This window comes from Salinibacter sp. (assembly GCF_042218895.1).
In the GTDB taxonomy this organism is placed as follows: Bacteria; Bacteroidota; Rhodothermia; order Rhodothermales; family Salinibacteraceae; genus Salinibacter.
Genome location: NZ_JBDGQQ010000184.1, coordinates 1 through 19,072, shown reverse-complemented (window position 1 = coordinate 19,072; position 19,072 = coordinate 1). Strand labels below are relative to the sequence as shown.

Here is a 19,072-nt window from a genome sequence, read left to right as displayed (position 1 = left end):
AGCCGGTAGACCCCTCCCCCAAACCCCTCGACTTCCAGTCGAGGGTGGTTTAGTTCTCATGGTGGCGGGGTAGCGTCGGGACGCTGTGGGTCCTTCGGAGACGTTTCCTGAGCAGCGGAAACCGGCTTCTGGCCTTCTTCTCCCGCTTCGATTCATGCCGAACCGTCGTCCGACCAAGCAGAGCGTAGCATCTACGCGGGCTGCCCTCGGATCGGGGACCAGGAGCTCGTGAGGACTGAGGGGAAAGTCTTGTCCCGGTCGTATGCGTCGTTCCGAAAATGAATGGGGACGTTCGGCGTAGCCTGAGCGACCCAGTAGAGCAGGTACACCGGGGCCTTCTCCGTCAGTACAGCGGTCTGTTCGGGGTCTGTGCCGGGTGCCGTCTGAGTCCACTCCCGCGTTTCCCCATGCTGCCGGAGAAGGTACGCCGCCCGGTCGACCCCCGCCGAAAGGGACTTCCCTGTTCGCCGGGTGGGTTACCAGCGGACGCGACGCCCCCGAAGATCGATGTGCACGAAAGGGCCGTGCTGGTTGGTCGGGCCGTACACGGAGAGTCCACCGTTGAACCGCTCGTCGCCGGGCGTGCCCACGCTCCGCACAATTTGAGCGAGCACCCGGGCGTCGGTCTTCGTAGCACGACCGTCCCCGTTCAGGTCGTCCATCCAGCGGTCGTTGTCCGCGTCGACGAAGAGGTCGGCGGCGTCGCCATACAGGTGTCGGCTGTACTCTGTGGTGTTGCCGATGGCCCGGTTGTATTGCGGCGTGCGGTAGCCACTCATGACGTGCAGGGTCGGCACGGCGTGGCCCTGCGCGTTGACGGCCGCGAGGATCCGCTCGAGTTGCTGCAGCAGCCGGGTGCGGACGAGGGCGTACTGGGGCGTCTTGTCGGTCTGCTTGCAGAGAAACTGCTCCAACCGGAAATTTGGCGACAGAGGCGCGTCCTTATTTTCGGCCGTGACTTCGATGAAACCGTCCGGGGGCTCGTAGACCGCCAGGCCACGCCGCGGATCCATTTCGTAGTGGCCAATCTGGTATCCGTTCAGCCGCCTCCCCTCGTGGTCCCACGTTCGCAGAACGAAGACCTGAATCCGAACCGAGTCGGCCGTACCGGGGTCCGTGATGGTAACGGGATAGAGCCCCGGCTGGGTAGGAGCTGTGAACCGCCACGCCGACCCAGAGAGGGGGCGAATCGAAGCCTCGGGCGCGTCGACCTGATAGGATCCAGCAGCAGTGTCTGACGCGATCGCCACCCGGACCGACGTGTCCGGCATCATGGGCATTGCCATAATGCGATGGGTGATAACCTCCTCCCCGAACCGGACGGCGAACGCAGCGTGACCGGGATCGTACGTGGTCGAGTCCGGGACCACTGCGGCGGCGGGCCGTCCCAGAAGGAGCACCCCGACTGCGCAGAGCATCCCAAGTCTCCTGGAGAATGCCATGAGAGCAGGATGCTACGAAAGGGCAGACTCTACGAGCCAAATAGGAACGCCAGAGGCCTTATTTCTGATCCGGTCGTGGAAGGGACGAAAGGCATGCCCCCCTAAAGTCAGCGGGTGCTCCGGTCAGTGATCGTGTCCTGTGAGGGGCTGTGGGACTGCGCCCTTCCTGAGACTGAGCGCTCAGAACGCTATGCAGGGCACACTCAGGAAGGGTTCATTTCCTTCGCACACGGCGCAGTCCAAAACTATTTTTCACTGCGGTCAGGGCGCAAGGCGTTCCAGGGTCCACGCGTCATCCGCGTCGGCTCGCCGGTAGCGGAGGCGGTCGTGCAGGCGGTTGGGACGCCCCTGCCAGAACTCGATCTGCATGGGCCGCACCACGTAGCCGCCCCAGTGCGACGGGCGGGGAATTTCGTCACGGTCGCCGTACTGGGCCTCCGCGTCTTCCAGGTTCTGCTCCAGTTCCTCCCGGCTCTCCACGACGCGGCTCTGCGGGGAGGCCCAGGCGCCCAACTGACTGCCCCGGGGACGGCTGTGGAAGTACTCGGTCGACTCGTCTGTGGGCATGCGCTCCACCGGCCCCTCGATACGCACCTGCCGCTCCAGGGGCTTCCACAGGAAGGTGAGGGCGGCGTGGGGATTCTGGCTCAGCTCGGTGCCCTTGCGGCTGTCGTAGTTCGTGTAGAAGTGGAAGCCGCGCTCGTCGAGCCCTTTCAGCAGCACGATGCGGGCGGAGGGCGTGCCGTCCGCCGCCGCCGTGGCGAGGGTCATCGCGTTCGGCTCCTCCAGTTCAGCGTCCAGGGCCTCGTCGAACCAGTCCTGAAACTGCTCGAGGGGATCATCGGCCACGTGATCGCGAGTGAGCTCGTCGCGCGCATACTTCTCACGCAGGTCAGCTAGGGAGGGCATGGTGCAGCTTGCTGTGGAGACAAATCAACGACGACAGGGCCGCAACGCCTGGTCTCGGACCGTCGTTTCGGGGAGCTCGCATCTATTTCGCGGACGTTGTGCTCTGTGCTCCGAGTCAGCGCCAAATTTCCATTCGCAGTCCCCGGTCGTTGCGGGGAGCCTGCTCGTCCCGCGGCGGGCACCGCTTTGCCGTGCCGTCTCGGATGCGACGGGCGGTCCAGCACGCAGCATGAGCGTCGAGCACATCGTCGGCTCCGAGGGGTCCACCGGCGGTGCGGGCGACCGTGTCCTCGATGTCCGGAAATCCGTGGGCTTCCAGGAGCGCCGCGCGTGCCGACTGGCCTGCCTCGGTGTGCTTGCTGGCCTCGAGGGACACGCCGCCATTCATGGCGTAGAACACGAGCTCCGGGTGCACCTCCCGAACGCACTCCTGTCGGGCCGGCGTCATGCGTTCGGCCAGGGCTCGCATCTTCGGCATCAGGTAGAACGTCTGCTTGGACAGGCCGGGGGCGTCCGGTCCACTCGCCCGGTTGCGGCGCTGAGCGTCATCGTAGGTCGTGGCCCCGAGCACGTCGTACGCCGGCGGGGAGAACACGCTGGTGCCCTGCGGGTGGCCCAGCAGTTGGCGAGCGGCCCGGTCGCAACGCCGCCCGCCCGGCCGGGCCCGATCGGGCAGCCCAATGACCATGTCAATCCCGAGCACGATAGGGGCCTCCGGCAGGGCGAGCAAAGCGTCCGTGGTGTCAACGGTCCGGCGGCGGAAGGTCCCGGTCGCGGGCCGCCATAGGACGACAACCCACCCGTCCTGGTAGCCGTCCGCGCCGGCGACCCATCCGGAAGATAAATCGGGAATCGGATCCGACATTCAGGCTCTGAGGAATGCAAGGACACTTGTGCTTTACGCCGAGTTCCCAACATCTTTGATTCCGGGATGTTGAGGCGGTAGTGCTCCTATCACCGATTTCTGCCTTCCCAACATGAAACTCCCATTTTTCCTTGCCAGCCGCTTCGTGGCGGGCGAGGCCCTCGAGGAGTCCCTTCCCGTCGTCGACGAACTCAACCAGGATGGCCTCCACGTGGCCCTCGACAAGCTCGGCGAGCACGTCCACGATCGAGAAAAGGCCGTTGCGGCACGTGACACCTACATCGACCTCGTTCGCACCCTGGCGGCACGAAGCGACGATGAGCTGCGCAATCGCATTTCGATCAAGCTCTCAATGATGGGGCAGCTCATCGACGAGGACTTCTGCCTCGACAACTTGCGGCAGCTGCTGGAGGTGGCCGCCGAGCACGACATGTTCGTGCGGCTGGACATGGAAGGGAGCGATCTCACCCAGTCCACGCTCGACATCTTCGAGTCCGTCTACCCGGACTTTCCCAATCACGTGGGGCCGGTCCTGCAGGCCATGCTCAAGCGGACGGATCGGGACATCGACCGCATGTGCGAACTTGGGGTGAGCGTGCGCCTCTGCAAGGGGGCCTACGCCGAGCCCGCGGAGATCGCCTATCAGAACATGAGCCAGATCCGGAAGCGGTACATTGACTATATGGAGCGGCTGCTGGAGCACACCGACTACTCCGGCATCGCCACCCACGACGACCAGCTCATCGACGCCACGAGGGCCTTCGCTGACCGCCACGACATTGGGCCCGACACGTTTGAGTTTCAGATGCTCTACGGCCTGCGCCGCACGACGCAGCGAGAGATGGCCGCGGAGGGATACAACATGCTGGTGTACGTGCCCTACGGCACGGAGTGGTTCCCCTACTTCTCGCGCCGCCTCCGGGAGAAGAAAGAAAACGTCTGGTTTGTGCTGAAGAACATTCTGTTTCGGCAATGAACCAGGCCCCGCCGCCGGAGACGGCGACGTTTCGGGCGGATCTATTTTCAACGAACCGATCCGGAGCGGATGCGGATCTCTTTCGTGATTGTCGCACTCGTCGGCGTCCTCGGCGCGGGATGCGGATCCCCCGATTCGGGGCCCCAGACCGTTTCTCTCACGACGGCGGTGGACTGGAGGGACCACACTGCCCAGCAGTCCGAGGTGCAGGTGCGCACGTCGGGGGCGGTGGGCGGCCGCATCGACGTGATGGGCGATGGAGGCCTCCTGTTGCGCCGTCCGGACACGACGCAGCCGTTCGTGCGCAGCGAGGCGTTTGTTTCGCAGGGCCGATGGACCTCGGACTGGCTGGATGTCTCCGCGGTTGCCCCCCTCGGCGCCTTGACGGCCGACATCCGCGTGTACGGGCAGCCGCAGGACGTGACGACGGGCTGGACGAAGTTTAGTGGCAATCCGCTGGTGAGCGGCGCAGACTTTCCGCACGCGACGGACCAGACCCTCCAGCTTCCCGACACCCTCCAGCCCAATGACCAGTCGCTCGTCCGCGGGACGGGGCCCTACGAGGGGCAGTGGCTTCTTCTCTTCAACGTCGGCCCGTGGGCCATCGGGGGATGGGCGGCGGCCGTGGCCGACAGCCTTGCGCCCCTGAAGCGCGGGGAGAATCCGTTCCGCCTCGTCGACCCGTACCCGCTGTTTGCGAGCAACACCGCACGCGACACCCTTGGCTACCACGCCCCGAACGACTGGATTTTCGCCGACGGCACGTGGTACAGCCCGGACGAGTCGCGCGACCTCGTTTCCCGCCTGTGGACGAGCGGCGGGGCGTCCCTGACGGCGTGGACGAACGAAGGGCCGATCCAGAACATGCGAGGCCACGATCCCGGTCTGGCCTACGATGGCGAGCGCTTTTACCTCTTCGCGGAGGATAGTCCCCGGATTCTGGCCCTCTCGTCCGCTGATCCTGTAGGGGCGTGGACGGCGCATGGGCGTGTGCTGACGGTAGGGGGGCACACGGGCGATCCCGACCCCAGCTTCTTTAACAATGCGTGGCACCTATTCTACGACGATGCTCCGCACGGAGAGTACACCATCGGGTACGCACGGACCGCTCCGTCCGCCTTTCCCAACGGCTGGGACCTAACGCACGACATCTTTGGCCCCCGCACCCCGGATCAGGGACAGGCGTGGGACGAGCCGACCCCCGACGGCAACGACTTTGGAACCGGCGATCCAGACATCGCCATTGAGGGCACGACCCTCTACATGACCCACGAGCGGCCCACGGGCATTGCCTACACGAAACTCGCCCTCACCGACGACACGGACCAGACGGTTCGCCTCCAGCTGGACATCGACACCGACGGGGACGGCACCCCCGACGAGTCGCGAGAGCGGACACTTGCGGCGGGCAACGCGCGCCTCGATCTCGGGGGCCTTCAGGCGGAGCAGATTCGGGTTCGTCTCGACCTCGAAACCCGGGCCCCCAGCGAGTCGCCGATGATTCGATCGCTGCAGGTCCGGGGATCAGAACCCCGGGCGGCCGCCGAGTAAATTGCGCCGCTGGCGGACGCAGCACGATACTCTTGCGGGTCTGTCCGTTTGAATTCAAGGGAGGCCCTGACAATTTTTGGCAGGGACAATCGATGCGGCTTTGACAAGCTCGGCGATCGAAATGGAGCTCTTTTGTGGGGTCTCGATTCCCGATGGAGGCCGCCTTCGGTCCACAGAAGCATCCGTCGTCGCTCTGCTGGTCGTTCTCTGTGGTCTTGGACTTGGGGGCTGCACGACCGACACGGAGTCGCCGTCGCGGCCGAACATTCTGTTCATCATGGCCGACGACCACACGACCCAGGCCTTCCGGAGCTACGGCTCGCGCCTCTCAGGCCTCGCGCCCACGGAACACATCAACCGCCTGGCCCAGCAGGGGGCGCGCCTGACGAACGCGTTCGTCACCAACTCGATCTGCGTCCCGAGCCGCGCCTCGATCCTCACCGGCCAGTACAGCCACAAAAACGGCGCCTACACCCTGCGCGACTCGCTGGCCCCGGCCCACCCGAACGTTGCCAAGGAACTCCAGAAGGGCGGCTACCAGACCGCCGTCATCGGCAAGTGGCACCTGAAGGCCGAGCCCAGCGGGTTCGATTACTGGAACGTCCTGCCCGGGCAGGGGCGCTACGTCGATCCGCGGCTCCGGGAAAAGGGGAGCGACACGCTGACGACGCACGGGGGCTTCTCGGCGGACGTGATTGCCGACCTGTCGCTGGACTGGCTCAAACAGCAGCGCGATGAGGAGAAACCATTCGTGCTGATGACGCACTTCAAGGCGTCCCACGGTCCTTTTCAGGCTCCGAAGCGCAACGACAGTCTATTCGCCGATACGACCCTCCCGGAGCCGCCAAGCCTGTGGGAGGACAAGAGCCACCGCTCGCCCGGCTCGCGTGAGTACGGCTTTACGATCGAGACAATGGCCCGCCGGTTCGTGCGGTGGGGGTACTGGGCCCCGCCCCGGCCGCTGGACAAGATGAGTGGCCGAGAGGTTCGTCGCCACGGCTACCAGGCATTTGTGAAGCAGTACCTGCGGTCGGTCGCCGCCATCGACCAGAACGTAGGGCGCCTGCTGGACTATCTGAAGAAGGCGGGCCTGAAAGAGAACACCGTCGTCATCTACACCTCCGACCAGGGCTATTTCCTCGGCGAGCACAATTACATCGACAAGCGCTGGATGTACGAGGAGTCGATGCAGATGCCGTTTCTGATCCGGTATCCGGGGGAGATTGAGCCGGGGACGGTCGTGGACGACCTGGTCCTCAACGTCGACTTTGCGCCGTTGATGCTCGACTACGCGGGGCTCAAGACGCCCGACTACATGCAGGGGCGGAGCTTCCGCCCCAACCTGCGCGGCGAGACGCCTGCTGACTGGCGCGACGCCGTCTACTACCGCTACTGGATGCACGGCAATGGGGCGCGCCGGCCGGCCCACTACGGAATTCGCACGAAGCGATTCAAGCTCATCTTCTTCTACGGCCTGCCCCTCGATCAGACCTCAAACCCGCCAACCAAGCCCGGGTGGGAGCTCTACGACCTGGTCAAAGATCCGCGCGAGATGGACAACGTCTACCGCGACCCGGCCTACGCCGATACGGGGGCGCGATTGAAAGACAAACTGCTCCAGCTTAAGGACCGGCTCGGCGACCCCGACGAAGCGTATCCGGCGCTCATGGAGCGGCGTCGGTCCCACTGGTAGCCCCCTCCGCAGTCGCGCTTATTTTGTCTCCATACCAATGAGAACGCTCAGGCCTTCTCTCGTTCTTTTCGTCCTCCTCTTCGGCAGTGTCGGACTCGGTGGGTGCACGACCGAACCCGGACCGCAGCGGCCGAATGTCGTAATCCTCTTTGCCGACGACATGGGCTACGGGGACCTCAGCAGCTACGGCCACCCCACCATCGAGACGCCGAACATCGACCGGCTGGCCGACCAGGGTACGCGCTTCACCTCGTTCGTGACGGGATCGTGGTGCGTCCCGTCCCGCACCCAGCTCCTGACGGGCCGCTACATGCCGCGGGTTGACTTCGGTGGGGGGACGGGAGCAAATGGCAACGGCGGCCTCCCCGAGAGCGAGCTCACCCTGGCCGAGGCGCTTTCGAGCGCCGGGTACGCCACCGGCATGGCCGGCAAGTGGCATCTCGGGCACGCGAAGGACCGCTTTCTCCCGCCCAACCAGGGCTTCGACTCGTGGCTGGGCCTGCCGTACTCAAACGACTACCGAAAGCCCTGGGTGCAGACCGACGTGCCGCTAGGGCTGTACCGGGGCACCGAAATGATCGAGCACCCGCCCAAGCAGGATTCTCTGACGGTTCGCTACACCGCGGAGGCGACGCGCTACATCGAGGCGCACAGCGGGGGGAAACAGCCCTTCTTCTTTTACCTCGCCTACAACATGCCGCACCTGCCGATTCACACGACCGAGCAGTTCCGGGACCCGTCGGGCGCGGGGCTCTACGGGGACGTGATCGAAACGATCGACTGGAGCGTGGGCCAGGTGCTGGCCGCGCTTGAGGAACAGGGTGTGGCCGACAATACAATCGTGTTTTTCGCCTCGGACAACGGCCCGTGGCTAAATCTGCCGGACCGGATGCTGCAGGCGGGCAACAAGCCCTGGCACGCCGGGTCGCCCGGGCCGCTCCGGAAATACAAGCATACCAGCTACGAAGGAGGGGCTCGCGTGCCCGCAATGATCCGGTGGCCCGGGCACATCGAACGTGGGGTCGACACCGATGAGCTGGTGGCGAGCCCCGACATCTACCGCACTCTGCTCAACATTGCCGGGGCGGAGCCGCCCGAGCACCCGCTCGATGGGCACAACCTGCGGCCCTTCCTGACCGGGAAAGTCGACACGTCGGCGCGCAGGCGCTACTACTACTTTCTCGGCAATCTGGAGGCGATGCGGCGAGGGAAGTGGAAGCTCCGGCTGGCCGGGGACACGACCCAGCTCTTCAACCTGCAGGTCGATCCCGCGGAACGGTTCAACCGTGCCGACGACCGGCCAGGACTGGTGACGGAGATGCGGGCGCGGATGAAGGCGTTTGCCGACTCGGTCGGCGCCCAGCTCCCGGACGAGTGATTGGCCCCCGCAGCCCGATTCATCACGACGATGCTCCGGGTGGACGATCCCCATTCAGCCGACCGAGGAAGCGGTGCACCGCGTCGGCGTTCCAGTCGGCAGCCCCGACGTGTCGGTACAGGACGCGGCCGTCGGCCCCGATGACGTACGTGCGCGGAATGCCGTCGCCGTCGAACACCGATGGGAGATCCGAGGCGACGTACGCGGGCATGGAGTAGCCCTTTTTCTCAAGAAACTGGCGAACCTTTTTCTTCTTCTCCCGCGAGACGAGCACAACGGACACATCGGCGCCTGTCGAGTCGTGAAGGGCCTGCAGGGTCGGCATCTCGGCCTTGCAGGGGCCACACCACGTGGCCCACAGGTTGAGAACGGTCGTTGAGTCGGTTGCCTCCGCGAAGGTCGTCGAGTCGGCCTCGCTGGACACCGGACGGAGGGACCAGTCGGACGGCGCCATTCCACGTACGGACTGGGCCGCTCGCTCGGAAATCGACGGGGCGCCAACAGGGACCGTCGCCGACCCACCCCCGAATTGCTGCATCACGAGGAACGAGAGGAAGACAGCGCCCCCAATCGTCAAAGCAATTCCGGTGCCGACGCCGACGAAGAAGGGCCACGTGAAGAGGCGGGCGAAGAAATTCCGGATGGAAGACATGAGGCCGAACTGAGCTGACTGTCAGGAAGAATGCTGCGAGACACCGGGGCAATCTTGGGCGCCGCGGGCAGATGCTCAGTGCGTGTTGGCCCGAGAGGACCAGCGCGTGTGAGCTACCGCCAGTGCGTGATCGTCGTCCGCGCGCCGGAGGACATGGCGAACCCGCCGGTCGTCCCCGTCGGACTCAACCTGAGCCACGGCTCGAATCGAGTCGTGGAGCCGGGTCTCGGCCATGAACTGAAGGGAGAAAGTTGTACACCAGAAAGTATCATGGATTTCCGGCGGGAGGGTTTCCAGGGCCCACTCTGCGATGCGGACGTTGTTGACGTGTCGGTTGACGTCCAGGTCGTGGTACCGGACGGCGAATGTCCGCGTGTGGTCGGCGCGCTCCGGGCGGGAAAGATCGGCCCAGTCGTGGGGCCGGGCAGGAGGACGATCCGGAAGCTCGATGGCGCGAAGGGACCGCGGGGGACGGGCCGGGCGGCGCTTCTCAAGGTCGAAGACGAGCCAGGCACTCGAGGCCCGAAGAGCGGGTGCCCCGTTGGCCCGCAGCACGAACTCGCGAGTAGCGTGGAGCCCCTCCAGCCCCGACGGCCAGGTTTCTACGACGACTTCATCCCCCCAATCTGGAAGCTGTTCGATCTCCATGGAGAGGTGGGCCAGCACCCACGCTCGATCGTTGGCCCACAGGCGCCGAATTGATACGCCCAGAGCGTCGGCGTGGCGGCCCGCCGCCTCCTGCAGGTGGGTGCACAGGGCAGGGACGGAGATGGTGCCGTGCGGCGTAACCTCGTGGGAGCGAACCGTAGCGGTCTCGGTCCAGACGCTGGGAGTTGACATCGCAGGGAACGGGGAGCGGAAACGGAAAAAGGCGGCGCAGCGTCAGTCCAGGGCCCCGGTGCGGAGTTGGTCCCAGTCGACGTCATCCGTCGGTGAGAGGCGCGGCAGGTTGGGGTCGAGCGTCTGCGGGTACTTCTGGGCGGCGCCGCAGTTGAAGAGCACCACGCGGTCGTCGGGGGCGATCCAGCCGTCGTCGGCCAGCGTGTCCGCCGCTCCGACACAGGCCGCGGCCTCCGGCCCAATGGACACTCCCGTCGTGGCGGTGCCGAGCCGCATCCATTCGCGGATGCGCGCCTCATCTACGGCCACGGCGCGCCCGTCGCTCTCACGGATCGCGTCCAGGATCATGAAGTCGCCCACCGCCTCCGGCACGCGCAATCCGCTAGCCACGGTTTCGGGATCCTCGGCCCGGTCGGCAAAGCGATCGCCCGCCTCGTAGGCGTCGACGATGGGACAGCAGCCGTCCGACTGCACGGCCACCATGCGCGGGCGGTCGTCCGGATCGATCCAGGCGAGCTCGGCCAGCTCCGTGAACGCCTTCCACATGCCGATGAGACCCGTGCCGCCCCCCGTGGGGTAGAGAATGACGTCGGGCAGCGCGTCGAACTGGTCGAACAGCTCCAAACCCATCGTCTTTTTCCCTTCGAGGCGGTAGGGCTCCTGGAGGGTCGAGACGTCGAGCCAGTCCATCGGCTCGGTGCCGGCGTCGACGAGGCGGCCGCAGTCCGTGATGAGGCCGTCCACCAGGAATGCGCGGGCCCCGCTCAGCGCCACCTCAAACTGGTTGACCATCGGTGTGTCGGCCGGCATGAAGACGTAGGCATCCAGTCCCGCCCGGGCGGCGTAGGCCGCGAGGGCACCCCCTGCGTTTCCGGCCGTCGGAATCGCCACGCGTTCGACGCCAAAGTGCTGCGCCATCGTGACGGCGGCCGACAGGCCACGGCTCTTGAACGTGCCGGTGGGCATCTGCGCCTCGTCCTTGATCCACAGGTCGTCGAGGCCGAAGCGGGCGCCGAGATCCGGGCACGGCACAACGGGCGAAAGGCCCTCGCCCAGCGATACGATTGCGTCCCTGGTTGGGGTGGGCAACAGTTCGCGGTAGCGCCACATCGTGGGGGGACGGTCCGCGAACGCGTTGGGGGTGATCGTAGAGGCAACTGCGCCGAGGTTGTACCGCACCCACAGGGGCCGACCGCGGTGGGTCGTGTGAAGGGCATCGGCCTCAAATCGGGAGTCGTCGAGCGCGCTCTCAAGATGGGTGACGTAGGAAGACATGAGATCAGGCCAGGCTGGAGGGGACCGGCTGTAGCAGCGGGGAAAGGCTCGACTCGTGGCTGAACACGACGCCCGCCCTCTACGGCGCTTCCTGGAGGGCGGTCAGTGCCGCTTCGTGCGCCTCGAAGGCCTCCTCATCGAACAGCACGAACCGAACGTGTTCGACCGATTCGAGAGTGGGCGCCGTGTCCAATATCGTCTCCAGGGCGATGCGCGCCGCCGCGTCGACCGGAAAGCGAAATGCACCGGTCGAGATGGCTGGGAAAGCCACCGAGGCGACATTGTTCTCCTCGGCTCGCCTCAGGGCGTTTTCGTAGCCGGCCCGCAACAGGTCGTTAGACGGTTCGTCGCGCCCGTATACGGGCCCTAGCACGTGGATGACATGGTCGTTCGGGAGGTCGTGGGCGCCAGTAATAACGGCTTCCCCGGGCTGAATCGGGGCGAGAGGGCGCGTTTCTTCGGCGAGCCCAGGACCAGCCGCCGAGTGAACGGCCCCGGCTACCCCTCCACCTGTCTGCAGTTGGGCATTCGCCGCGTTGACGATGGCTTCCATGTCGTCCTGTTCGACGATGTTGCCCTGTGTCAGCTCAATCGTGACGCCTGCTTCTTCGTGCATCATGAGTCGAGACTGAAGTTGGTTCGAGGGGAAACGGCAGGAATGAACAGATCTGATTTTTCGAGGTACAGTCTGTAGTCTCCTGACCCCGTTGTGTTCGTCTTGGTCCCCAAGCCTGCGAGGACTTTGGGGCATCCCAGCGGCCCGCCGCGCTGCGCGCAACCCCCCGCTTCTCCATGAAGTACGACCCCGTGAAGGACCGTTTGGGCCGGCTGGCAAGCCGCCATCCGCTGCTGCAACGGCTGCTCTACGGCATTCTCAACCTGCTCTTCCTTCGGGCCTGGTACGTGCGCCGGGAGATTCGGCGCCTCCTGGGGGCGATGCCGGAGGAGCGTCCCGTTCGGGTCCTCGACGCCGGCACCGGATTCGGACAGTATGCCTACTTCGTGGCCCGCACGTTTCCGAACGCGCAGGTGCGGGCCGTGGACGTCAAGTCCGAATATCTGGAGCGAGCCCGACAGTTCGCCGACCAGACCCCTTATGCCGATCAGATCACCTGGGCCCTCGACGATCTCACGGACCTTCAGTCGGAAGGGCCGTTCGACCTCATCCTGGCGGTCGACGTCATGGAGCACATCCCTGAGGACGAGACGGTCTTCCAGCACTTCGAACGCGTGCTTCGGCCCGGCGGTCACGTGATCATCAATACGCCCTCGGACCAGGGCGGCTCGGACGTGCAGGAGGAAGGGGACGAGAGCTTCATCGGCGAACATGTGCGCGAAGGGTACGGACGAACAGAGCTGGCCGAAAAGCTGCGTGGCGCAGGGCTGCAGCCGGTGAAGAGCATCTACACGTACGGCCCGTACGGCTCCACGGCGTGGCGCTGGCTCATCAAATGGCCCATGCGGATGCTGGGCGCGACGTGGGCGTCGCTTCTCGTGCTCCCGCTCTACTACACAGCGGCCCTGCCGCTGGGCCTGCTGCTCAACGCGACGGACGTGCAGTGGGACAATGAGCAAGGGACGGGGCTCTTCGTGGTGGCCCGCCGGCCACACGACCCAGCATGACGACAAGCAGCACTCCCGTCGGGGGAGTGCTCGTGGCGCGAGGGGCGGCACCCCACCTCAACCAGAAGGTCTTACGGAATGTTCACCTCCCCTTTGTGCGGACTGGACCTGTAAGCGCTTCCCCCGCCGAACACCGCAGGGGCTGGCCGGTTCCTGCGTCGGCATGTGTGATGCGACGCCGTCATCGTCCCTCCGCCTCCTTGCAGTCGACGCCTTTTCTTGCAGGATGGCTTCTTGCAGGATGGCCTTCGTAGAAAAGACCGCTCGTCCATAGTCGCGGAGGCCCTTACTCTCACCCGCACGGACCCTTACCCGCACGGATCCCTCTGCCAGGATTATGATTATAGATGGCATCATGAGCCGTGACCTTCTGACCATTGGTCCGGACACGACCCTCACGGAGATCCGGACTCGCCTCCACGAAGGCGGGTCCCATCACCTGCTCGTCGTGGATGACAGTGAGCTTCTCGGGGTGATCTCAGGCCGAGACGTACTGAGGGCACTCAGCCCGTTCATCGACACCTACAGTGAAGAGCACCGCGACATACAGTCGCTCTCGCGGGCGGCCCTGGAAGTCATGCGCACGGACCCCATCACCGTCGGCCCCGAAACTGAGACCGAAGAGGCCGCTCGGTTGGTCATTGAGCACGACATCTCCTCCCTTCCTGTCGTTGCAGACGCCGAACTGGTGGGCATCGTGACGACCGAGGACCTTCTCCACCACTACGCGAACGGAGAGGGGGCGGAGGCCTGAGACGAGAGTCCTGAGGGAGTGGACCCCGGCTTTTCTCCGCGCTGCGGGAGGGGGGGCATGCAACGCACGGGGCCGACCCGCGAAGAGTGCCGGGGGGCTCCGCCCATGCGACAGAACCAAGCAGAGCGAAGCGACTCCCTGTTCGGGCAGTACCGGGACGGGAAACTGCCTGAGACTGAGCCGGTGAGACAATCGAGAGCCAGGTCCGTGTGATTGATATGAGCCGTGTCTCCTTCTATCTTGCCGGCTGGCCCCCGTCATCCCCCGTCCACGATTGCTCCCTAGTCCCGTGCAGACCAAGTACATCTTCGTCACCGGCGGCGTCACCTCCTCGCTCGGCAAAGGCATCTTTAGCGCCTCTCTGGGGCGCCTTCTCGCAGCCCGGGATCTTGACGTGACGATCCAAAAGTTTGATCCGTACATCAACGTCGACCCGGGAACCATGAACCCGTACGAGCACGGCGAGGTGTACGTGACCGACGACGGCGCCGAGACCGACCTCGACCTCGGTCACTACGAGCGCTTCCTCGGACAACCCACCAGCCAGGCCAACAACGTCACGACCGGACGGGTGTACATGGAGGTCATTGAAAAGGAGCGCGAGGGGGCCTACCTGGGCAAAACTGTGCAGGTGGTGCCTCACATCATCAACGAGATCAAACACTGGATGCTGAAGCTCGGGGAGACGGGGGACTACGATGTCGTCATCACCGAGATCGGCGGCACAGTCGGCGACATTGAAGGCCAGCCGTACCTCGAGGCCATCCGCCAGTTGCGCAACGACCTGGGGCCGCGCAACACCATGATTGCCCATCTCACGCTCGTGCCCTACCTCCGTGCGGCAGGGGAACTGAAGACGAAGCCCACGCAGCATTCCGTGAAAGAACTCCTCGCCCACGGCCTGCAGCCGGACGCCATTATTTGTCGCTCGGAGCGGCCCATCGACGCGGATGTCCGGAGCAAAATCTCGCTCTTCTGCAATGTTGAAGAGGAGGCGGTCATCCAGATGCTCGACGCAGAGACGATCTACGAGGTGCCCCTCCTGCTCAAAGAAGAAGGCATGGGGGAACTCGCCGTCGATCGGTTCTACTCCGACGGAGGGCAGGGCGACGTATGCACCGATACGCCCGACCTTGAGGACTGGGTCGGGTTTCTGAAGAGACTGAAGAATCCCGACGAAACGATCCCCATTGCCCTGGTCGGCAAGTACGTTGAGCACCAGGACGCCTACAAGTCCATCACCGAGAGCTTCATCCTCGCCGGCGTCCCGGATGGGGTGCAGGTGGAGGTCGAGTACGTGCTGTCGGAGGACCTCGGGCCGGGCAACGTGGAGGCGGTTCTTGGGGACGTAGCCGGCATTCTCGTCGCTCCGGGTTTTGGGGACCGAGGGGTGAACGGCAAGATTCAGGCGGCCCGATACGCCCGCGAGAATGACGTTCCTTTCTTCGGAATCTGCCTTGGCCTGCAGTGTGCCATTGTCGAGTTTGCCCGGCACGTCTGCGGCTGGACCGACGCGCACTCGACCGAGTTCGACGCCGAGACGTCCTACCCCGTCATCGGACTCATGGAAGAGCAGAAAGAGATTTCTGACAAAGGCGGAACGATGCGCCTCGGGCAGTACGATTGCCGAATCCAAGAGGGATCGCGCGCCCACGAAATTTACGAGACCACGCTCGTTCAGGAGCGGCACCGCCACCGCTACGAGGTGAACAACGTGCTCCGCTACAAGCTGCTGGAGGAGGGGATGCGCTTCAGTGGGGTGAACCCGGACACCGACCTAATTGAGATTATGGAGCTGCCCGACAAGCGCTGGTTCCTCGGGGTTCAGTTCCACCCCGAGTACAAGTCGACTGTGAACGACCCTCATCCGCTGTTCCGGTCGTTCGTCCGGGCCTGCGCCGCCTACGCCCACGAGGAAGATCTCGTTGCCTCGCCCCAGCCCCCTGAGCGTGAGGCTGTACCGCTCGCCTCTGTGGACATGTAAGCGCGTGGGGACGGCCGCCGCATTTCTGACCTCCTGTCTCCTCGGGTTCTTCAAAGCGTGCGAATGAGGGCGAGCAGGCGGCCGATGATGTGGCATCCCGGATGATCGGGAGGGAACGTCTCGTCGGTGTAGTGGCGATCCGCCGGGCGGAGATGAATCTTCCGATTGGCAAACTCGAACTCCCGGGGCAGTAGCTGCTCCCGAACGAGTGCGGCCGCGAGCGTGCCGTTTTCCAGGTCCGACCAGTCCATTTCTTCGATGAGGAGGAGATCGCCCTTGCGGATGCCGGCCCCGTTCATGCCATCATCGCCGGCCCGCCCGATGAGACAGGCGTCCGGATCCTGAGCCCTGCGTAGGAGGTGTCCATCCACCGACAGCATCCTCTCGGGACGCTCGCGCAGTCGTTCCGGCTCGTCGCTGACGGTGCGGGTCACCACCGGAAGGCTGGGAGGCCCGCCGCTCCTTCCAAGGGGATCTTGCTCGTGATCTGTAAGGCGGATGCCCCGTGCTTCGTGCTTCTCGCGCTCGATCCAGCCTTTCTTCTCGAGCGTTTGAAGTAGCTTGTAGACACCGTTCGTCGAGGCGATGCCCAGAGCATCACCGATCTCCTGCAACGTGGGGGGCTTCCGGTTCCGGACGAGGTACCCGCGAATAAACTCGTAGGCTTCGTTCTGACGCTGCGTGAGGCGTTCCCTCTCCATAGGGTCGGCTGGTGCATCGACATTCGACTCCTCCACAAAACATATGTGTGCCCACATTGCTCCGACGGAGGAAGCGTGGTGAAAATATTTTCTTTCGGGTGGTGAAAATATGTTCACCTCGCCGGAAAGAGAGGGGGGCATCCCTGGAGATTCCATATGTGTGCAGGGGGCAATCAGGGAAGTGAAGGCCCGAAAATCGGCTTTTCTCGGCGATATGGCTTGACATTGAGGCCGATGGCCGTACATTGTGGAGGGGCGTGGGGAAAAGTGGGGAACCATCCCAGAGGTCGCTGCGCGCTCGCTGTTCTCATTGACTGCTGTGCCGCCCGGGTGAGGCCACTCCAGCCATGGTGTTCAAAGGGCAGGCCGAATATTCCATAGACAGCAAGGGCCGGGTGGCTATTCCGGCGAAGATGCGCAAGGCGATGTCGCCCGAGGCACAGGACACCTTCACAATCACGCGGGGCTTCGAGGACTGCATCTTCCTCTACCCGATGGACCAGTGGTCCGACATTGAGGAGGAAATTGAGGACCTGAACATGTACGACCGAGAGGTCCGCGACTTCGTCCGCATCATTATGATGTGGGCCGACGAGGTCTCGCTCGACGGGCAGGGACGCATCAGCATCCCGACTCCGCTTTTCGAGTTCGCTGAGCTTGACGGCTCAGCACTCATTCTGGGCGCGTTCGATCACATTGAAATCTGGGATCCCGATCAGTTCGACGAGTACCTTAACGAACAGCCGGACGATTACGAGACGCTCGCTGAGAGCGTGATGAGCATGTAGAGAAAATCGGCAGCCTCTGTGTGGCGACGAGATACGGATCAATGTCAGCGAGTGAGCCTCGGAACGATTCGCCCGACGACGATCCGCTGCGGTACGCCACGGACTACCACGCACCTGTTCTTTCACACAACGTACAGAATCGGCTCGTCACCGACCTGAGTGGTCGTTACGTAGACGCCACCCTCGGCGGGGGCGGTCATGCCCGGGCCCTGCTCGACGTGCTCGATTCGGGGGGGAGAGTCCTCGGGATCGACCGGGACGGCGACGCCCTGGCGGCAGCCCGCCGTCGCCTCGCCGACGAGCGTGAGATGGGGCGCTTCCGAGCAGTCCGCGGCAACTTCGGCCGCCTGAAAGAACTGCTTGAGGCCGAAGAATTTGTGCCCGTCGACGGACTCCTGCTCGACCTCGGCGTGTCGTCGCACCAGCTCGACGTGTCCGAGCGCGGCTTCAGCTTTCAGGACGAGGGCCCGCTCGACATGCGGATGGATCCGCGTCGGGGGCTTACTGCACGCCAGATCGTTAACGAGTGGAGCGAGCACGAACTGCGCAACGTACTGCGACGCTACGGCGAGGAGCGCCGCGCCGGACCCATCGCCCGGGCAATCGTTGAGGCCCGCCCACTCGACACGACGCGGGGGCTGGCGGAGGTCGTGAAGGGCGCCGTGCCGCCCCCCGGCGAAACGAAAACGCTGGCCCGGGTCTTCCAGGCGCTTCGTATCGTAGTCAACGCTGAGCTCGAAGAGCTGGAACAGGCGCTGGCACAGAGTACGAAGGTCGTCCGCACGGGGGGGCGCATTGCGGTGATCAGCTACCACTCGCTGGAGGACCGACGGGCGAAGCGGTACCTTCGCTACGGGAATTTCGAAGGCGAGCCCAAGCGTGATCTGTACGGCAACCTCGTGGCCCCGTGGATCGAAACGCCCCGAGGGCCCATCGAGGCCCAGGAGGCCGAGGTGGAGGCCAACCCGCGGGCCCGAAGTGCCCGTCTCCGGGTTGCCGAACGGCGGGACCAGGAGGAAGTTGGCCCTCCGGCCCCGCCGACCTCATGACAGTCGACCTCACAAACTGGATTCCTCTTTCAGAGAGGGCGCAGGCGCTCCGGCGTCCCGGTCGCAACAGACCCGACGGTACCTTTGGCCAGCAACAACATGCAGCCATGAGTCGAAGCAGCGTTTCCCGGAACGATGACCGAGCAGCCAAGAGGACGAGCCCCTCGTGGCTGCAGAATCGTCCGCACAAGACAGCCGAGGGTAGCACGCACGAGGCCACTGCGTCTTCCGGCAGCTGGGTCCGGCACGGAACGGCACTCCCGGATTGGACCGATCTGGAACCGTCGCGGAACCGGCGGCGCAGCACAGCCGACGGCTCCTTCTTGGAGCGCGTGTCGACCCTGCGCTTTGCCCTGTTTCTGCTTGCCGTCGCGTTCGCATTCACGTCGTACGTGGGGCACGTGCACGCAACGACAGACCTCCTGGGGAACCTGCAGGACGCCCGCTCTGAAAACCGGCGCCTGCACCTCAAATACAATCGCCTGAAAGGGAAGTATGAGCGCCGGACGAGCCCCTCGGTGATCTACGAACGAGCCCGTGAGATGGGACTTCGCGCGAGTGCGACCTACGGCTCGCCCGTCGTTGTCAAGCC

The 19,072-nt window shown here is 64.6% G+C and carries 18 protein-coding genes; 10 read left to right on the top strand and 8 right to left on the bottom strand.

What is annotated here, in order from left to right; translation table 11 throughout:
• Nucleotides 1-476: 476 nt before the first annotated feature.
• The 3 genes from ABEL04_RS15025 to ABEL04_RS15015 all read right to left on the bottom strand — a co-directional run bounded on the left by ABEL04_RS15025 (nt 477) and on the right by ABEL04_RS15015 (nt 3,216).
• Nucleotides 477-1,418: a D-Ala-D-Ala carboxypeptidase family metallohydrolase gene (locus tag ABEL04_RS15025; RefSeq protein ID WP_375803217.1), complete on the bottom strand. Its 942-nt coding sequence runs from the start codon at nt 1,416-1,418 to the stop codon at nt 477-479.
• 285 nt (nt 1,419-1,703) lie between these two features.
• Nucleotides 1,704-2,351 carry a pyridoxamine 5'-phosphate oxidase gene (pdxH, locus tag ABEL04_RS15020; protein WP_375803216.1) on the bottom strand — a complete coding sequence of 216 codons (648 nt, stop codon included), beginning with the start codon at nt 2,349-2,351 and terminating at the stop codon, nt 1,704-1,706.
• A gap of 115 nt (nt 2,352-2,466) precedes the next feature.
• A complete protein-coding gene (locus tag ABEL04_RS15015; protein WP_375803215.1) occupies nt 2,467-3,216 on the bottom strand; it encodes a DUF429 domain-containing protein in 750 nt (249 codons plus the stop codon).
• Nucleotides 3,217-3,328: 112 nt separating this feature from the next.
• Between ABEL04_RS15015 and ABEL04_RS15010 the strand changes: the two genes are divergently transcribed.
• From ABEL04_RS15010 to ABEL04_RS14995, 4 genes are all read left to right on the top strand, one after another.
• A complete protein-coding gene (locus ABEL04_RS15010) occupies nt 3,329-4,192 on the top strand; it encodes a proline dehydrogenase family protein (RefSeq protein WP_375803214.1) in 864 nt (287 codons plus the stop codon).
• A gap of 69 nt (nt 4,193-4,261) precedes the next feature.
• Entirely contained in the window at nt 4,262-5,743 is a 1,482-nt protein-coding gene (locus ABEL04_RS15005; protein ID WP_375803213.1) for a hypothetical protein, read from the top strand.
• Between the two features lie 121 nt (nt 5,744-5,864).
• The gene (locus ABEL04_RS15000) at nt 5,865-7,436 is read left to right on the top strand and encodes a sulfatase (protein ID WP_375803212.1); all 1,572 of its coding nucleotides are present in this window, start codon (nt 5,865-5,867) and stop codon (nt 7,434-7,436) included.
• 37 nt (nt 7,437-7,473) lie between these two features.
• Entirely contained in the window at nt 7,474-8,814 is a 1,341-nt protein-coding gene (locus tag ABEL04_RS14995) for a sulfatase (protein WP_375803211.1), read from the top strand.
• A gap of 22 nt (nt 8,815-8,836) precedes the next feature.
• Here the strand turns inward: ABEL04_RS14995 and ABEL04_RS14990 are convergent, their stop codons facing one another.
• The 4 genes from ABEL04_RS14990 to ABEL04_RS14975 all read right to left on the bottom strand — a co-directional run bounded on the left by ABEL04_RS14990 (nt 8,837) and on the right by ABEL04_RS14975 (nt 12,200).
• Nucleotides 8,837-9,466, bottom strand: coding sequence for a TlpA family protein disulfide reductase (locus tag ABEL04_RS14990; RefSeq protein ID WP_375803210.1), 630 nt, complete (start codon nt 9,464-9,466; stop codon nt 8,837-8,839).
• 75 nt (nt 9,467-9,541) lie between these two features.
• The gene (locus ABEL04_RS14985; RefSeq protein ID WP_375803209.1) at nt 9,542-10,306 is read right to left on the bottom strand and encodes an acyl-[acyl-carrier-protein] thioesterase; all 765 of its coding nucleotides are present in this window, start codon (nt 10,304-10,306) and stop codon (nt 9,542-9,544) included.
• A 42-nt stretch (nt 10,307-10,348) separates the two neighbouring features.
• Nucleotides 10,349-11,581, bottom strand: coding sequence for a threonine synthase (locus ABEL04_RS14980; RefSeq protein WP_375803208.1), 1,233 nt, complete (start codon nt 11,579-11,581; stop codon nt 10,349-10,351).
• Between the two features lie 79 nt (nt 11,582-11,660).
• Nucleotides 11,661-12,200 carry a macro domain-containing protein gene (locus ABEL04_RS14975; protein WP_375803207.1) on the bottom strand — a complete coding sequence of 180 codons (540 nt, stop codon included), beginning with the start codon at nt 12,198-12,200 and terminating at the stop codon, nt 11,661-11,663.
• Nucleotides 12,201-12,373: 173 nt separating this feature from the next.
• Between ABEL04_RS14975 and ABEL04_RS14970 the strand changes: the two genes are divergently transcribed.
• From ABEL04_RS14970 to ABEL04_RS14960, 3 genes are all read left to right on the top strand, one after another.
• The gene (locus ABEL04_RS14970; RefSeq protein ID WP_375803206.1) at nt 12,374-13,204 is read left to right on the top strand and encodes a methyltransferase domain-containing protein; all 831 of its coding nucleotides are present in this window, start codon (nt 12,374-12,376) and stop codon (nt 13,202-13,204) included.
• 355 nt (nt 13,205-13,559) lie between these two features.
• Nucleotides 13,560-13,958: a CBS domain-containing protein gene (locus ABEL04_RS14965; RefSeq protein WP_375803205.1), complete on the top strand. Its 399-nt coding sequence runs from the start codon at nt 13,560-13,562 to the stop codon at nt 13,956-13,958.
• A gap of 289 nt (nt 13,959-14,247) precedes the next feature.
• Entirely contained in the window at nt 14,248-15,942 is a 1,695-nt protein-coding gene (locus ABEL04_RS14960) for a CTP synthase (protein ID WP_375803204.1), read from the top strand.
• 50 nt (nt 15,943-15,992) lie between these two features.
• On the opposite strand, the gene ABEL04_RS14955 is transcribed toward ABEL04_RS14960, so the two are convergent.
• Nucleotides 15,993-16,643 carry a LexA family protein gene (locus ABEL04_RS14955; protein ID WP_375803203.1) on the bottom strand — a complete coding sequence of 217 codons (651 nt, stop codon included), beginning with the start codon at nt 16,641-16,643 and terminating at the stop codon, nt 15,993-15,995.
• Nucleotides 16,644-16,990: 347 nt separating this feature from the next.
• Between ABEL04_RS14955 and mraZ the strand changes: the two genes are divergently transcribed.
• The 3 genes from mraZ to ABEL04_RS14940 form a co-directional block, all read left to right on the top strand.
• Complete coding sequence (gene mraZ / locus ABEL04_RS14950; RefSeq protein ID WP_375803202.1) at nt 16,991-17,431, top strand: division/cell wall cluster transcriptional repressor MraZ; 441 nt, start codon at nt 16,991-16,993, stop codon at nt 17,429-17,431.
• Between the two features lie 41 nt (nt 17,432-17,472).
• The gene (rsmH, locus tag ABEL04_RS14945; RefSeq protein ID WP_375803201.1) at nt 17,473-18,480 is read left to right on the top strand and encodes a 16S rRNA (cytosine(1402)-N(4))-methyltransferase RsmH; all 1,008 of its coding nucleotides are present in this window, start codon (nt 17,473-17,475) and stop codon (nt 18,478-18,480) included.
• Between the two features lie 107 nt (nt 18,481-18,587).
• Nucleotides 18,588-19,072: hypothetical protein (locus ABEL04_RS14940; protein ID WP_375803200.1), on the top strand; the 485-nt coding region annotated here is incomplete at its 3' end.

Bases quoted from the DNA above. Each gene is read 5' to 3' on its own strand.
- ABEL04_RS14980 (WP_375803208.1), bottom strand. From the start codon at position 11,581: ATGTCTTCCTACGTCACCCATCTTGAGAGCGCGCTCGACGACTCCCGA.
- ABEL04_RS14990 (WP_375803210.1), bottom strand. From the start codon at position 9,466: ATGTCTTCCATCCGGAATTTCTTCGCCCGCCTCTTCACGTGGCCCTTC.
- mraZ (WP_375803202.1), top strand. From the start codon at position 16,991: ATGGTGTTCAAAGGGCAGGCCGAATATTCCATAGACAGCAAGGGCCGG.
- ABEL04_RS15025 (WP_375803217.1), bottom strand. From the start codon at position 1,418: ATGCTCTGCGCAGTCGGGGTGCTCCTTCTGGGACGGCCCGCCGCCGCA.
- ABEL04_RS14965 (WP_375803205.1), top strand. From the start codon at position 13,560: ATGAGCCGTGACCTTCTGACCATTGGTCCGGACACGACCCTCACGGAG.
- ABEL04_RS14955 (WP_375803203.1), bottom strand. From the start codon at position 16,643: ATGGAGAGGGAACGCCTCACGCAGCGTCAGAACGAAGCCTACGAGTTT.
- ABEL04_RS14995 (WP_375803211.1), top strand. From the start codon at position 7,474: ATGAGAACGCTCAGGCCTTCTCTCGTTCTTTTCGTCCTCCTCTTCGGC.
- ABEL04_RS15005 (WP_375803213.1), top strand. From the start codon at position 4,262: ATGCGGATCTCTTTCGTGATTGTCGCACTCGTCGGCGTCCTCGGCGCG.
- ABEL04_RS15010 (WP_375803214.1), top strand. From the start codon at position 3,329: ATGAAACTCCCATTTTTCCTTGCCAGCCGCTTCGTGGCGGGCGAGGCC.
- ABEL04_RS15015 (WP_375803215.1), bottom strand. From the start codon at position 3,216: ATGTCGGATCCGATTCCCGATTTATCTTCCGGATGGGTCGCCGGCGCG.
- ABEL04_RS15000 (WP_375803212.1), top strand. From the start codon at position 5,865: ATGGAGCTCTTTTGTGGGGTCTCGATTCCCGATGGAGGCCGCCTTCGG.
- rsmH (WP_375803201.1), top strand. From the start codon at position 17,473: ATGTCAGCGAGTGAGCCTCGGAACGATTCGCCCGACGACGATCCGCTG.
- pdxH (WP_375803216.1), bottom strand. From the start codon at position 2,351: ATGCCCTCCCTAGCTGACCTGCGTGAGAAGTATGCGCGCGACGAGCTC.
- ABEL04_RS14970 (WP_375803206.1), top strand. From the start codon at position 12,374: ATGAAGTACGACCCCGTGAAGGACCGTTTGGGCCGGCTGGCAAGCCGC.
- ABEL04_RS14975 (WP_375803207.1), bottom strand. From the start codon at position 12,200: ATGATGCACGAAGAAGCAGGCGTCACGATTGAGCTGACACAGGGCAAC.
- ABEL04_RS14985 (WP_375803209.1), bottom strand. From the start codon at position 10,306: ATGTCAACTCCCAGCGTCTGGACCGAGACCGCTACGGTTCGCTCCCAC.